Below are 13,046 nucleotides of genomic sequence, written 5' to 3' on the forward strand. Positions count from 1 at the left end.
TTTAAACTCCTATGCAGCGCAAGCAATAGACTTGCATGCATAACAACAAGAAAGGTGCTCCTGGATGAATGCGATTTCTCGCCTCGCTACTGTCATTTCTCTCGCTTCCCTGTCTGCGCTCCCCCTCAGTGTTCTTGCCGCTGAATCCAAAGGTTCCGTTGAAGTCGTTCACTGGTGGACCTCCGGTGGTGAAAAAGCAGCAGTCGATGTCCTGAAGGCTCAAGTCGAAAAAGACGGCTTCACCTGGAAGGACGGCGCAGTCGCCGGTGGCGGCGGTTCCACGGCCATGACCGTACTCAAAAGTCGCGCCGTAGCCGGCAACCCGCCGGGCGTCGCGCAAATCAAAGGTCCGGATATCCAGGAGTGGGGTAGCACTGGCCTGCTCAGCACCGACGCGTTGAAAGAAGTATCCAAGTCGGAAAACTGGGATGGCCTGCTGTCGAAGAAAGTCTCCGACACCGTCAAGTACGAAGGCGATTACGTGGCCGTGCCGGTGAACATCCACCGCGTCAACTGGCTGTGGATCAACCCGCAAGTATTCAAGAAAGCCGGGATCGAAAAAGCCCCGACCACCCTCGAAGAATTCTATGCCGCCGGCGACAAGCTCAAAGCCGCCGGCTTCATCGCGCTCGCCCACGGCGGTCAGCCTTGGCAGGACAGCACCGTGTTCGAAGACGTGGTGCTCTCGGTCATGGGCGCCGACGGTTACAAGAAAGCCCTGGTCGACCTGGACCAGAAAACCCTGTCCGGCCCGCAGATGACCCAGTCGTTCGCCGAGCTGAAAAAGATCACCGGCTACATGGACCCGAACCGCGCCGGTCGTGACTGGAACATCGCCGCCGCCGACGTCATCAACGGCAAGGCCGGCATGCAGATGATGGGCGACTGGGCAAAAAGCGAGTGGACTGCGGCGAAGAAAGTCGCCGGCAAGGACTACCAGTGCGTAGCGTTCCCGGGCACTGAAAAAGCCTTCACCTACAACATCGACTCCCTGGCGGTGTTCAAGCTCAAGGCCGATCGCAAGGGTGACATCGCCGCCCAGCAAGACCTGGCCAAGGTCGCATTGGGTACCGACTTCCAGAAAGTCTTCAGCATGAACAAGGGTTCGATCCCGGTGCGTAACGACATGCTGAACGAAATGGACAAGCTCGGCTTCGACGAGTGCGCCCAGAAATCGGCGAAGGACTTTGTCGCGGACGACAAGACCGGCGGTCTGCAACCGAGCATGGCGCACAACATGGCCACTTCCCTGGCCGTGCAGGGCGCGATCTTCGACGTGGTCACCAACTTCATGAACGACAAGGACGCAGACCCGGCCAAGGCCAGCGCCCAACTGGCCTCGGCTGTCAAAGCGGCCCAGTAATCCCTTGGCATCCCCCCTGTAGGAGCTGCCGCAGGCTGCGATCTTTTGATCATGATTTTGAAAAAAAAAATCAAAAGATAGAAGCCTGCGGCAGAGCCTACAGGGGATCGCACTCAGGTACTCGCGCCGAGCATGCTGATCGTGTTGGTTGGCTTCTACGGTTACATCATCTGGACGTTCATTCTGTCCTTCACCAACTCCAGCTTCATGCCGAGCTACAAGTGGGTCGGCCTGCAGCAATACATGCGCCTGATGGACAACGACCGCTGGTGGGTCGCGAGCAAGAACCTCGCGCTGTTCGGCGGCATGTTCATCGGCATCAGCCTGGTGCTGGGCGTGTTCCTCGCCGTGCTGCTGGACCAGCGCATTCGCAAGGAAGGCTTCATCCGCACCGTCTACCTGTACCCGATGGCGCTGTCGATGATCGTCACCGGTACCGCGTGGAAATGGCTGCTCAACCCTGGCCTGGGCCTGGACAAGATGCTGCGGGATTGGGGCTGGGAAGGCTTCCGCCTCGACTGGCTGGTGGATCAGGATCGCGTGGTTTACTGCCTGGTGATCGCCGCCGTATGGCAAGCCTCCGGGTTTGTTATGGCGATGTTCCTCGCCGGCCTGCGCGGTGTCGATCAGTCGATCATCCGTGCCGCGCAAGTCGACGGGGCGAGCCTGCCGACCATCTACCTGAAGATCGTCCTGCCGAGCCTGCGCCCGGTGTTCTTCAGTGCCTTCATGATCCTGGCGCACATCGCGATCAAGAGCTTCGACCTGGTCGCGGCGATGACCGCGGGCGGTCCGGGTTACTCCTCCGACCTGCCGGCGATGTTCATGTATTCCTTCACGTTCAGCCGTGGCCAGATGGGCATCGGTTCGGCCAGCGCCATGCTGATGCTCGGCGCCGTGCTGACCATCCTCGTGCCGTACCTGTACTCCGAGCTGCGAGGCAAACGTCATGACTAATCAACTCGGCAAACCATCGCTCAGCTTCAGCCGTATCGCGATCTACGCAACCTTGTTGCTGGCCGCTGCGATCTACCTGATCCCGTTGGTGGTGATGCTGCTGACCAGTTTCAAATCCCCGGAAGACATCCGTACCGGCAACCTGTTGAGCTGGCCGACCGTGATCGACGGCATCGGCTGGATCAAGGCCTGGGACAGTGTCGGCAGCTACTTCTGGAACTCGGTGAAAATCACCGTGCCGGCGGTACTGATCTCTACGTTCATCGGTGCCATGAACGGCTATGTGTTGTCGATGTGGCGTTTCCGTGGTTCGCAACTGTTCTTCGGCCTGTTGTTGTTCGGCTGCTTCCTGCCGTTCCAGACCGTGCTGCTGCCAGCCTCGTTCACCCTCGGCAAGATCGGCCTGGCCAACACCACCACTGGCCTGGTGCTGGTGCACGTGGTCTACGGCCTGGCGTTCACCACGCTGTTCTTTCGCAACTACTACGTGAGCATTCCGGATGCGCTGGTCAAAGCGGCGCGGCTCGATGGCGCGGGCTTCTTCACGATCTTCCTGAAAATCCTGCTGCCGATGTCGATCCCGATCGTGATGGTCTGCCTGATCTGGCAGTTCACCCAGATCTGGAATGACTTCCTGTTCGGCGTGGTCTTCGCCAGTGGCGATGCCCAGCCAATTACCGTGGCCCTGAACAACCTGGTCAACACCAGCACCGGGGCCAAGGAATACAACGTTGATATGGCCGCCGCGATGATCGCCGGGCTGCCGACACTGCTGGTCTACATATTCGCTGGCAAGTATTTCCTGCGTGGGCTGACGTCCGGCGCGGTCAAGGGGTAGAACATGGCAACTCTCGAATTACGCAACGTCAACAAGACCTACGGCGCCGGTTTGCCGGACACCCTGAAAAACATCGAACTGAAAATCGATGACGGGGAATTCCTGATCCTGGTCGGCCCGTCGGGCTGCGGCAAATCCACGCTGATGAACTGCATCGCCGGCCTGGAAACCATCAGCGGCGGCGCGATCCTGGTGGATGACGCCGACATCAGCGGCATGAGCCCCAAGGATCGCGACATCGCCATGGTGTTCCAGTCCTACGCGCTGTACCCGACCATGAGTGTGCGCGACAACATCGCGTTCGGCCTGAAGATCCGCAAAATGCCGACCGCCGAAATCGACGAAGAAGTCGCTCGGGTTTCCAAGCTGTTGCAGATCGAGCACCTGCTCAGCCGCAAGCCCGGCCAGCTCTCCGGTGGCCAGCAACAGCGTGTGGCGATGGGCCGTGCCCTGGCGCGGCGGCCGAAGATTTATCTGTTCGACGAACCGCTGTCCAACCTCGACGCCAAGCTGCGGGTCGAGATGCGCACCGAAATGAAACTGATGCACCAGCGCCTGAAAACCACCACGGTCTACGTGACCCACGACCAGATCGAAGCCATGACCCTGGGCGACAAAGTGGCGGTGATGAAGGACGGAATCATCCAGCAGTTCGGCACGCCGAAAGACATCTACAACAACCCGGCCAACCTGTTCGTGGCGAGCTTCATCGGTTCGCCGCCGATGAACTTCATCCCGCTGCGCCTGCAGCGCAAGGACGGTCGACTGCTGGCGCTGCTCGACAGCGGCCAGGCCCGTTGCGAGTTGCCTTTGGGCATGCAGGACGCCGGTCTCGAAGATCGCGAAGTGATCCTCGGCATGCGCCCTGAGCAGATCATCCTGGCCAACGGCGAAGCGAACGGTTTGCCGACCATTCGTGCCGAAGTCCAGGTCACCGAACCGACCGGTCCCGACACCCTGGTCTTCGTCAACCTCAACGACACCAAGGTCTGCTGCCGCCTGGCGCCAGACGTGGCGCCGGCAGTGGGCGAGACCCTGACCCTGCAATTCGACCCGGCGAAAGTGCTGCTGTTCGATGCCAAGAGCGGGGAGCGGCTGGGGGTTGCCGGCGTGCCGAAAGCCGAGGCGCATGCTGACAACGTGGCCCAATTCAAAGGCCGCTGAAGAACAAAGCTGTAGGAGCGAGCTTGCTCCTACAGGGGGGGATATGCGTTGGGTGGAGACATCCGTCGCAACCGATGTAACCGCGTTAAAGAAGAAAAGTTAATAACAATAAAACGAGGAAGTAGGGATGAAGATGAAGAACAAGGCCCGGTTGATCTGCCAGGTTTCAGCAGCGGCAGCACTGGTTCTGGCCGGCAATGCGATGGCCGATGAAGCGTTCAGCTCCGATTCCAAGTGGATGACGGGCGACTGGGGTGGCGAGCGTACCAAGCTGATCGAGCAAGGCATCGACATCAAGATGGACTACGTCGGTGAAGTCGGCGGCAACCTGCATGGCGGTTTCAACGATGACAAGACCGCGCGCTACGCCGACCAGTTTGGCCTGGGCGCGGCGCTGGACCTGGAGAAACTGTTCGGCTGGGATAACACCCAGGCCAAGATCCAGCTCACCAACCGTAACGGTGAGAACATCTCCAACGACCGTATCGGCGATCCGCGTGCCGGCACCTTGAGTTCCTCGCAGGAAGTCTTCGGTCGTGGCCATATGGTGCGTCTGACCCAGTTGTGGATTCAGCACCAGTTCCTCGACAACAAACTGGACGTCAAAGCCGGTTACTTCGGTGAAGGTGAAGACTTCAACACCTTCCCGTGCGAATTCCAGAACCTGGCGTTCTGCGGATCCCAGGTGGGTAACTGGGCCACCAACATCTGGTACAACTGGCCGGTGATGCAGGCGGCGATCCGCGTGAAGTACAACATCAATGACGAGCTCTACGCCCAGATTGGCGCGTACAACCAGAACACGTCGCAACTGGAACACGGTAACGGCTTCAAGCTCAGCGGCAGTGGTACCAATGGCACCGTACTGCCGGTCGAGCTGGTCTGGTCGCCGAAGGTCAACAACCTGCCGGGCGAATACCGTGTCGGTTACTACAAAAGCACTGCGCCTGCCGATGACGTTCTCAAGGACGACAACGGCCAGGACGCCGCGACCACCGGCAAGCCTTTTCGCGTCCACGATAGCAAGCACGGCTACTGGTTCGTCGCGCAGCAGCAACTCACCACTCACAACGGTGACGCTTCTCGCGGTCTGAACATCGCGGCCAACGCCACCTTCCACGACAAGGACACTAACGTCGTCGACAACTACCAGTCGCTGATGTTCGTGTACAAGGGCCCGTTCGACGCGCGTCCGAAGGATGACGTGGGCATCGGTTTCGCCCGTATCCATGTCAACGATGACGTGAAGAAAAACGCCGAGCTGACCAACGCGGCCAACGGCGTTTCGGAATACGACAATCCGCTGTTCTCGCCCATTCGTGAAACCGAATACAACTACGAGATCAACTACGGCTTCCACGTGACCAACTGGCTGACCGTACGCCCCAACCTGCAATACGTCACGCACCCGGGTGGTGTGGATGAAGTCGACAACGCGCTGGTGGCTGGCCTGAAAATTCAGTCGGTGTTCTAACGCGTCTGCGATAAGCTTCTCTCCATGTGCGCATATTTGCGGACAGCCATGGCTGTCCGCTTTTTTTTGCGGGTCGCGCACCCCGGTGACAGTTGATTTCAGGACCGTGGCACATGCTTGAGCATCCGCTACAACGCTTCTTCAAATCCTTGCGCGAGCGTCCGGTGTTCGCGTGGGAGCGCTATCAGATGCGCGATGTGCTGGTGATCGATCATCCGTTGTGTCAGGCGGTGTTCAGTCGGCAGGGCGCGCAGTTGTTGCACTTCCAGCCCAAGGGCCAGAAACCCTGGCTGTGGTGCGCGGCGAAGTGGCCGCAGGTCGGCGCCATTCGCGGTGGCGTGCCGGTGTGTTGGCCGTGGTATGGCCGGCATCCGAGCGAAAACGCCTGGCCGTCCCATGGCTGGGCACGGTTGCTCGACTGGAAGCTGCTCGACAGCAGCAGTGACGACGACGGCGTGCGATTGCACTGGCAGCTGAAGTTGTGCGACTGGCAGGTGGACTTGCACGCCCACTTGGGTGAGCGTATGGAGTTGCGTCTGAGCACCGAGCATCAGGACGACATGCCGTGCCAGCTGAGCCAGGCTTTGCATGCTTACTGGCGTATTGGCGATGTCAGTGAGATAGCGCTGTCTGGGCTCGAAGGCGCGCAGGGTTACGACCAGTTGAGCCGGCAGGTCTGTCAGCAGGAAGGCGAATTACGGGTGGACGGCGGATGCCAGCGAGTGTTCCAGCATGACGGTGAATTGCAGCTCAATGACCACGCCTGGCAGCGGGCTTTGTGCATCGATACGGGGGATACGGCCGACACGGTGGTGTGGCATCCCGGCTCGCGGCCGTTGCTCGGCGTGACCTGGAACGAGATATCCGAGTTTGTCTGTGTGGAAGCGGCGAGCGGCGGTACCGATAGCCTGTGCCTTGCGCCTGGGGAGCGGGCGCATTTGAGTTTGCAGGCGCGGGTGGGGGTGTAAAGAAGATCAAAAGATCGTCCGAACGCGGCCCGAGCCTTCGGCAGCTCCTACGCAAGCGCGTATACCTGTAGGAGCTGTCGAGTGAAACGAGGCTGCGATCTTTTACGCGAAGCGTCCTAATTAAACTCATCCCCAACCGGATACCGGCTGGCATTCAAGCTCTCCTTGATCTTGCGCAAATGCGGCTGGAAATCCACGCCCCGGCGCAACGTCATGCCGGTGGCGAGCACGTCCAGCACGGTCAGCTGGATGATCCGCGACGTCATCGGCATGTAGATGTCGGTGTCTTCCGGCAGCGGAATGTTCAGGCTCAGGGTGCTGGCCTTGGCCAGTGGCGAGTTCTCGGCGGTCAGGCCAAGCACCGAGGCGCCGTTTTCCCGGGCGATGCGCGCCACTTCCACCAGTTCGCGGGTGCGACCGGTGTAGGAAATGATCACGAACAACTCGCCGGTGTGGGCCACCGAGGCAATCATGCGCTGCATCAGCACGTCTGCGTGGGCCGTGACGGCGAGGTTGAAACGGAAGAACTTGTGCTGCGCATCCAGTGCCACCGGGGCCGAGGCGCCGAGGCCGAAGAAGTGGATCTGCCGTGCCTGGATCAGCAGGTCGACGGCGCGGCTGATTAGGTTCGGGTCGAGTGCCTGGCAAGCGCTGTCCAGCGAGGCGATGGCGCTGCCGAAGATCTTCTGGGTGTAGGCCTCCGGATTGTCGTCGGCCTCCACCGCACGGCTGACATAGGCGGCGCCACTGGCCAGGCTCTGGGCCAGTTGCAGCTTGAGCTCGGGGTAGCCGCTGACGCCGAACGAACGGCAGAAACGGTTGACCGTCGGTTCGCTGACCGAAGCGGCCTGGGCGAGGGCGGCGATGCTGAAGCGGGTGGCCTGCTGCGGGTTGAGCAGAATCACCTCGGCGACTTTGCGTTCGGCCTTGTTCAGCTCTTCAAGGCGATTCTGGATTTGCTCCAGTAAATTTCGCACGCGGTCCATATAAGTATCCTTGATTCACCGGCACCGATAAGCGCGCGGTTAATGCAAAAAGGGCCTTTGGTGAGGCCCATCACGGTGGCCTATCCTACTGATGGCTCCGACCGACCACCACTCGGAATCTGTATTTTGCGAAAATGTTGTGGTTATTACTACATTTTCCCTTGAGTGATGCCTTGAAAAAAGGTATTTGTAGCTTAACTTGATAAAAGAACAAACATCATGCTCTCGATTACGGTTGAACCGTGCACCTTTACCTTGTTCGGCGGCCTGGGCGATCTGGCCTTGCGCAAGCTGTTTCCTGCCCTTTATCAACTCGACGGCGCAGGCCTGTTGCACGAGGACACGCGGATCATCGCGTTGGCCCGTGAACCGGGCAGCGAGCAGGAACACCTGACGTTCATCGCCTCCGAGCTACGCCGTTATGTCGGCGCCAAAGAGCTGGATGAAGCCGTGGTCGAGCGTTTTCTGGCGCGCCTGAGCTATCTGCACGTCGACTTCCTCAAGCCCGAGGATTATGTGACCCTGGCCGAAGTCGCCGGCACCGCACAGYGAGTCATCGCCTACTTTGCGACCCCTGCCGCCGTATACGGCGCGATTTGCGAGAACCTGGCCAAGGTCGGTCTGGCAGAAAACACCCGCGTGGTGCTGGAAAAACCCATCGGTTCGGACCTGGAATCCTCGCGCAAGGTCAACGACGCGGTGGCGCAGTTCTTCCCGGAGAACCGCACCTACCGCATCGACCATTATCTGGGCAAGGAAACCGTCCAGAACCTGATCGCCCTGCGTTTCGCCAACAGCCTGTTCGAAACCCAGTGGAACCAGAATTACATTTCCCACGTGGAAATCACCGTGGCCGAGAAGGTCGGCATCGAAGGCCGCTGGGGTTACTTCGACAAAGCCGGCCAGCTGCGGGACATGATCCAGAATCACCTGCTGCAACTGCTCTGCCTGATCGCCATGGACCCGCCGGCCGACCTGTCCGCCGACAGCATTCGCGACGAGAAAGTCAAAGTGCTCAAGGCCCTGGCGCCGATCAGCCCGGAAGGCCTGACCACTCAAGTGGTGCGCGGCCAGTACATCGCCGGCTACAGCGAAGGCAAAGCGGTGCCGGGGTACTTGGAAGAACCCAATTCCAACACCCAGAGCGATACCGAAACCTTCGTCGCCCTGCGTGCCGACATCCGCAACTGGCGCTGGGCCGGCGTGCCGTTTTACCTGCGTACCGGCAAGCGCATGCCGCAGAAGCTGTCGCAGATCGTCATCCACTTCAAGGAACCGTCGCACTACATCTTCGCCCCCGAGCAGCGCCTGCAAATCAGCAACAAGCTGATTATCCGCCTGCAGCCGGACGAAGGTATTTCCTTGCGTGTCATGACCAAAGATCAAGGCCTGGACAAAGGCATGCAGCTGCGCAGCGGTCCGTTGCAGCTGAATTTTTCCGACACCTGGAGCAGCGCACGGATTCCCGATGCCTACGAGCGGTTGTTGCTGGAAGTGATGCGCGGCAATCAGAACCTGTTTGTCCGTAAAGATGAAATCGAAGCCGCGTGGAAGTGGTGTGACCAGTTGATCGCCGGGTGGAAAAAATCCGGTGATGCGCCCAAGCCGTACGCGGCCGGGTCCTGGGGGCCGATGAGCTCCATTGCTCTGATCACGCGGGACGGGAGGTCGTGGTATGGCGATATCTGATTTGAAACTGCCGCAGGGCGTCAGCGCCCATGCATACAAGAGCCCGGTGCTGCTGGCTGAAAGCCTGGCACTGAACGTGGCGAAACAACTGAGCGACGCGATCGAAGCCCAGGGCGCTGCGACCCTGGTGGTTTCCGGTGGCCGCAGCCCGGTGGCGTTTTTCCAGCACCTGGCCAGGCAGACGCTGGACTGGTCGAACGTGGTGGTCAGCCTGGCCGACGAGCGCTGGGTGCCGGTGGAACACGCCGACAGCAACGCCGGTCTGATCAAGCGTTACCTGCTGCAAGGCCCGGCGGCCAAGGCGCAATTCCTGAGCCTGTACAGCGCCAGCGCCAACCTGGAACAGGCGGCCGAGCAGGCCGACCGTTTGTTGTCCGAGTTGCCGGTGATCGACGTGCTGATCCTCGGCATGGGCGATGACGGCCACACCGCGTCGCTGTTCCCCAACAGCCCGAACCTTGCCGAGGCATTGCAGGCCGATGGCGTCCGTCGCTGCTGGCCGATGCTGGCGCCGACCGTGCCGCATCAGCGCCTGACCATGAGCCGGGCGTTGCTGGCCTCGGCCAAGCATAAGGTTCTATCGATTTCCGGTCAGTCCAAGCTGACCACCCTGAGTACCGCACTGGCCGGTGACGATGTCGCCGCACTGCCGATTCGCGCGTTTCTGCAACCCACGTTAGAGATTTACTGGTGCCCATGAGCCAAGGAACAGCCGCTATGACAAACCCATCCCCGACCGTTTCCATGGCGGACAAAGTTGCCCTGATCGACAGCATCTGCGCGAAAGCGCGGATTCTGCCGGTGATCACCATCGCCCGCGAGCAAGACGTTCTGCCGCTGGCCGACGCCCTGGCGGCCGGTGGCCTGACGGCCCTGGAAGTGACCTTGCGTTCGCAATTCGGCCTCAAGGCCATCCAGATTCTGCGCGAGCAGCGTCCGGAACTGGTGACCGGTGCCGGCACCGTGCTCGATCGCCACATGCTGGCGGCGGCGGAAGCGGCCGGCTCGCAATTCATCGTCACGCCGGGTATCACCCGCGACCTGCTGGAAGCCAGCGTCGCCAGCCCGATTCCACTGTTGCCGGGCATCAGCAATGCCTCGGGCATCATGGAAGGCTACGGTCTGGGGTATCGCCGCTTCAAGCTGTTCCCGGCCGAAGTCAGCGGCGGCGTTGCAGCCATCAAGGCTTTGGGCGGTCCGTTCGGCGAAGTGAAATTCTGCCCGACCGGCGGCGTGGGACCTGCCAATATCAAGAGCTACATGGCGTTGAAAAACGTCATGTGCGTGGGCGGTAGCTGGATGCTCGATCCGGAGTGGATCAAGAACGGCGACTGGGCCCGCATTCAGGAATGCACCGCCGAGGCCTTGGCGCTGCTGGACTGATCGCTTCACCCTACACCTCGTTGTGTGTTCTACGGCTTTACGGTGCGCTTGGTCGGTGCACCGTTTTTTTTTGCCCGCGAAAAGTTGAGGCAATTAATACCTGTAGGAGCGAGCTCGCTCGCGAAAAACTTCCAGCCACCGCTGGCTATCGGGTTCCCGCGTTATCGTTCACGACCATCGTCGGAACGCCGCCCGGAGCAGGCTCGCTCCTGCAGGTCAGCACAATTGCGCCAGCGCCGTGGTCAGCCGCGTCATGTGCTCGGCGGTGGTGGTCAGCCCCGGGGTGATGCGGATGCACGGGCCGCACGCCGCGCCAGTGCGTACCACGGTGAACAGGTTGTAGTCCTTGAGCAGCCGCTCGACCATCGCCTGCTGATCGGTCTGTGCGATGAAACGCATGGACGTGATGCCGCAGTACAGTCGCGGGTCGTCCGGGGTCAGGACTTCGATGCCCGGTAGTTCGCGCACGGGGCGGACCCACAGGTTGCGCAGGTAGTTGAGCCGAGAACCCTTGGCCGCCGCGCCGCCCATGGCGTGATGCTCCTCGAGTACCAGCGGCAAGGTCAGCAACGCCGGAATGTTCGGTGTGCTGTACGGCATACGGGCACGAATGTCAGTGACCGGAAAATGCATCTCGCCCATGTCCGGGTCGATGTCGGCCAGGTGTTCGGGTGCAATGTAGATAAAGCCGAGCGTCAGCGGTGCACCGATCCACTTGTGCAGGTTGTAGCCGGCGAAGGCGATACCGAACTCGGCCAGGTCGAATTCGAACTGACCGAGGGCATGGGCACCGTCGAGGATGACGTCGATGCCGTGTTCCTTTGCCGCGGCTGCAATCGCCTGCACCGGCATCACCAGGCCCGTGCGATGGGTGACGTGGGTCAGGGCCATCAGCTTCAGCCGTGGGTGCCGCGCGAAGGTTTCGCGGTAGGTATTGAGCAGGCTGTCGAAGGTTGCGGGGTGGGTGTGTTCGATCTCGATCACTTCAACACCGCGATTACGCGCCAGCCAGCGCATGGCGCCTTTGACCGTGTCGTATTCCAGATCGCAAACCAGTACCTGATCGCCGGGCTGGAGCCGGTTGTAGTTGCGGATCAGCGACTGCAAACCTTCCGACGCGTTGCGGGTCAGGGCGATGCTGTCGGCGGGTACGCCTATCAACCGGGCCAGTTGCGCGCGGATCTTCAGGCTGTCGCCCTGTTCGAAGCGCTGGCGCACATAGACCGAATTGCTGCGGTTGATCAGCTCGATGTTGCGCTGGTATTCCTCGACCACCGTGCGCGACATGCGTCCAAAGTAACCGTTCTCCAGGTTGAGCGGGCCGGGTTCGACATCGTAGCGGTCGGCAAAGGTTTGCCAGAAGGCTTCATCACGGGCGCGGCGGGTGTTGTCGGGCATGGGCTACTCGGTAGGTGTTCAGTGGCGCGGGGCCGGTTTGCCGTGTTTGGCGCGCAGCGGTTCGAGCAAGTCCGACAAACCGTTGTGATCGATCTCCTGCATCAGGGCCAGCAGGCCACCCAACTCGCCATGGGGGAAACCCTCCCGGGCGAACCAGTTCAGGTAAGGGCCGGGCAGGTCGGCAATGATTCGGCCCTTGTACTTGCCGAAGGGCATTTCGCGGGTGATCAGCAGTTCGAGCTTTTCAGGATTCATCGATCGGTCGTCTTGATTTGGTCAGTCTGAAAAATACAGGCATTCCGACAAGCCCCCTCGCCACAGAGGGTTAGCCGATGCTAATCGCTGGCAGCGTGGTCAAGGTCACGCTCTGTTGTTTGCGTGGTGCGAGGATTTCAGCTTCGCCATCCACCACCAGTTCATCGCGCTGGTTGAACACGCGGGTGGCAATGCGTACGCGAAATTTCGGCAGTTTTTCCAGGATTTCCAGGCGCACGGTCAGGGTGTCGCCGATCTTCACCGGTTTCTGAAAGCTCATTTGCTGGCCGATGTAGATGGTCCCCGGTCCAGGCAATTCGCAGGCGACCGCCGCGCTGATCAACGCGCCGCTGAACATGCCATGGGCGATGCGCTCCTTGAACATGGTGCTGGCGGCGTAGTCGGCATCCAGGTGCACCGGGTTGTGATCGCCGGACATCGCGGCGAACAACTGGATGTCGCGCTCTTCGACGGTCTTGCTGAAACTGGCGGTCTGGCCGACTTCGAGGGCTTCGTAAGGGGTGTTGGTAACCTGGGTCATCTGTCTCAATTCCTGTGACGAATTAGAAAA

The 13,046-nt window shown here is 60.5% G+C and carries 12 protein-coding genes and 1 pseudogene; 9 read left to right on the forward strand and 4 right to left on the reverse strand.

From position 1 onward, the window contains the following. Positions 1–64 precede the first annotated feature (64 nt). The 6 genes and pseudogenes from AC1DWG_RS10180 to AC1DWG_RS10205 all read left to right on the forward strand — a co-directional run bounded on the left by AC1DWG_RS10180 (position 65) and on the right by AC1DWG_RS10205 (position 6,764). Entirely contained in the window at positions 65–1,363 is a 1,299-nt protein-coding gene (locus tag AC1DWG_RS10180) for an ABC transporter substrate-binding protein (RefSeq protein WP_477755238.1), read from the forward strand. 117 nt (positions 1,364–1,480) lie between these two features. Next, positions 1,481–2,320 (forward strand): annotated as a pseudogene (locus AC1DWG_RS10185) (carbohydrate ABC transporter permease); the annotation flags it as partial. After that, positions 2,313–3,158, forward strand: a complete 846-nt coding sequence (locus AC1DWG_RS10190; RefSeq protein WP_477762798.1) for a carbohydrate ABC transporter permease — start codon at positions 2,313–2,315, stop codon at positions 3,156–3,158. The pseudogene AC1DWG_RS10185 and the gene AC1DWG_RS10190, both read left to right, overlap by 8 nt. A 3-nt stretch (positions 3,159–3,161) precedes the next feature. After that, positions 3,162–4,322, forward strand: coding sequence for an ABC transporter ATP-binding protein (locus tag AC1DWG_RS10195; protein WP_477755240.1), 1,161 nt, complete (start codon positions 3,162–3,164; stop codon positions 4,320–4,322). 127 nt (positions 4,323–4,449) lie between these two features. Next, positions 4,450–5,796: a carbohydrate porin gene (locus AC1DWG_RS10200; RefSeq protein WP_477762799.1), complete on the forward strand. Its 1,347-nt coding sequence runs from the start codon at positions 4,450–4,452 to the stop codon at positions 5,794–5,796. Positions 5,797–5,909: 113 nt separating this feature from the next. After that, on the forward strand, positions 5,910–6,764 hold the full coding sequence (locus AC1DWG_RS10205) for a D-hexose-6-phosphate mutarotase (protein WP_477762800.1): 855 nt from the start codon (positions 5,910–5,912) through the stop codon (positions 6,762–6,764). 116 nt (positions 6,765–6,880) lie between these two features. Here the strand turns inward: AC1DWG_RS10205 and AC1DWG_RS10210 are convergent, their stop codons facing one another. Beyond that, entirely contained in the window at positions 6,881–7,741 is an 861-nt protein-coding gene (locus AC1DWG_RS10210) for a MurR/RpiR family transcriptional regulator (RefSeq protein WP_170948639.1), read from the reverse strand. A 228-nt stretch (positions 7,742–7,969) separates the two neighbouring features. Between AC1DWG_RS10210 and zwf the strand changes: the two genes are divergently transcribed. Genes zwf through AC1DWG_RS10225 form a run of 3 tightly spaced genes read left to right on the forward strand, consistent with a single transcriptional unit; the run spans position 7,970 to position 10,822 of the window. Beyond that, entirely contained in the window at positions 7,970–9,439 is a 1,470-nt protein-coding gene (gene zwf, locus AC1DWG_RS10215) for a glucose-6-phosphate dehydrogenase (protein WP_477787726.1), read from the forward strand. Beyond that, the gene (gene pgl / locus AC1DWG_RS10220) at positions 9,426–10,139 is read left to right on the forward strand and encodes a 6-phosphogluconolactonase (protein ID WP_477762802.1); all 714 of its coding nucleotides are present in this window, start codon (positions 9,426–9,428) and stop codon (positions 10,137–10,139) included. Before zwf ends, pgl begins: the two co-directional genes overlap by 14 nt. A 17-nt stretch (positions 10,140–10,156) precedes the next feature. Further along, positions 10,157–10,822: a bifunctional 4-hydroxy-2-oxoglutarate aldolase/2-dehydro-3-deoxy-phosphogluconate aldolase gene (locus tag AC1DWG_RS10225; protein WP_008050561.1), complete on the forward strand. Its 666-nt coding sequence runs from the start codon at positions 10,157–10,159 to the stop codon at positions 10,820–10,822. Between the two features lie 216 nt (positions 10,823–11,038). On the opposite strand, the gene AC1DWG_RS10230 is transcribed toward AC1DWG_RS10225, so the two are convergent. The 3 genes from AC1DWG_RS10230 to AC1DWG_RS10240 form a co-directional block, all read right to left on the reverse strand. After that, positions 11,039–12,220, reverse strand: coding sequence for an aminotransferase class V-fold PLP-dependent enzyme (locus AC1DWG_RS10230; protein ID WP_477756198.1), 1,182 nt, complete (start codon positions 12,218–12,220; stop codon positions 11,039–11,041). Positions 12,221–12,238: 18 nt separating this feature from the next. Beyond that, positions 12,239–12,475: a DUF3820 family protein gene (locus tag AC1DWG_RS10235; protein ID WP_003227425.1), complete on the reverse strand. Its 237-nt coding sequence runs from the start codon at positions 12,473–12,475 to the stop codon at positions 12,239–12,241. Positions 12,476–12,545: 70 nt separating this feature from the next. Beyond that, on the reverse strand, positions 12,546–13,016 hold the full coding sequence (locus tag AC1DWG_RS10240) for a MaoC family dehydratase (protein WP_477756913.1): 471 nt from the start codon (positions 13,014–13,016) through the stop codon (positions 12,546–12,548). Between the last annotated feature and the right edge of the window lie 30 nt (positions 13,017–13,046).

It is taken from the genome of Pseudomonas sp. P4_B3 (assembly GCF_056402295.1).